This is a genomic window from Streptomyces sp. NPDC087270, from assembly GCF_044744625.1.
Classification (GTDB): domain Bacteria; phylum Actinomycetota; class Actinomycetes; order Streptomycetales; family Streptomycetaceae; genus Actinacidiphila.
In genome coordinates this window covers 1-1596 of record NZ_JBIUYR010000046.1, presented here as the reverse complement: position 1 = coordinate 1596, position 1596 = coordinate 1, and the positions used below count along the sequence as shown (strand labels likewise).

At 57.3% G+C, this 1596-nt stretch carries 2 rRNA genes; both read left to right on the top strand.

The features are described from left to right. Window positions 1-75 (top strand): 16S ribosomal RNA (locus tag ACIPAE_RS39755); the annotation flags it as partial. A 249-nt stretch (window positions 76-324) separates the two neighbouring features. Next, a 23S ribosomal RNA gene (locus ACIPAE_RS39750) occupies window positions 325-1596 on the top strand; the annotation flags it as partial.

The window sequence follows — 1596 nt, the reverse complement described above, 5'->3', positions numbered from 1 at the left end:
AAGGTGGGACTGGCGATTGGGACGAAGTCGTAACAAGGTAGCCGTACCGGAAGGTGCGGCTGGATCACCTCCTTTCTAAGGAGCACTTCTTACCGCGTATGCGGTCAGAGGCCAGTTCATCGGCGAGTGTCCGGTGCTGGTTGCTCATGGGTGGAACGTTGACTATTCGGCACGACTGGTTGTCCGGTGTGAGTACTGCTTCGGCGTGGAAAGCATTTTCGGGACTGGTCGGGTCGGGCACGCTGTTGGGTTCTCAGGGAACGGCTGTGCTGTTTTCTTGAGTGTTGGTTGTTTGAGAACTGCATAGTGGACGCGAGCATCTGTGGCCAAGTTTTTAAGGGCGCACGGTGGATGCCTTGGCACCAGGAACCGATGAAGGACGTGGGAGGCCGCGATAGGCCCCGGGGAGCTGTCAACCGAGCTGTGATCCGGGGGTGTCCGAATGGGGAAACCCGGCAGTCGTCATGGGCTGTCACCCATGCCTGAACACATAGGGCATGTGGAGGGAACGCGGGGAAGTGAAACATCTCAGTACCCGCAGGAAGAGAAAACAACCGTGATTCCGGGAGTAGTGGCGAGCGAAACCGGATGAGGCCAAACCGTATGCGTGTGATACCCGGCAGGGGTTGCGTGTGCGGGGTTGTGGGAGTTTCCTTGATCGGTCTGCCGGCCGGTCGGAGAGTCAGAAACCGTATGGGTAGGCGAAGGACATGCGAAAGGTCCGGCGTAGAGGGTAAGACCCCCGTAGCTGAAATCTGTACGGCTCTCTTGGAGATCACCCAAGTAGCACAGGGCCCGAGAAATCCTGTGTGAATCTGGCGGGACCACCCGTTAAGCCTAAATATTCCCTGGTGACCGATAGCGGATAGTACCGTGAGGGAATGGTGAAAAGTACCGCGGGAGCGGAGTGAAATAGTACCTGAAACCGTGTGCCTACAAGCCGTGGGAGCGTCGCATCGAGTGCTTGCACTCGGTGTCGTGACTGCGTGCCTTTTGAAGAATGAGCCTGCGAGTTTGCGGTGTGTTGCGAGGTTAACCCGTGTGGGGGAGCCGTAGCGAAAGCGAGTCCGAATAGGGCGTTTCAGTAGCACGCTCAAGACCCGAAGCGGAGTGATCTAGCCATGGGCAGGTTGAAGCGCGGGTAAGACCGTGTGGAGGACCGAACCCACCAGGGTTGAAAACCTGGGGGATGACCTGTGGTTAGGGGTGAAAGGCCAATCAAACTCCGTGATAGCTGGTTCTCCCCGAAATGCATTTAGGTGCAGCGTCGTGTGTTTCTTGCCGGAGGTAGAGCACTGGATAGGCGATGGGCCCTACCGGGTTACTGACCTTAGCCAAACTCCGAATGCCGGTAAGTGAGAGCGCGGCAGTGAGACTGTGGGGGATAAGCTCCATGGTCGAGAGGGAAACAGCCCAGAGCATCGACTAAGGCCCCTAAGCGTACGCTAAGTGGGAAAGGATGTGGAGTCGCAGAGACAACCAGGAGGTTGGCTTAGAAGCAGCCACCCTTGAAAGAGTGCGTAATAGCTCACTGGTCAAGTGATTCCGCGCCGACAATGTAGCGGGGCTCAAGCGTACCGCCGAAGTCGTGTCATT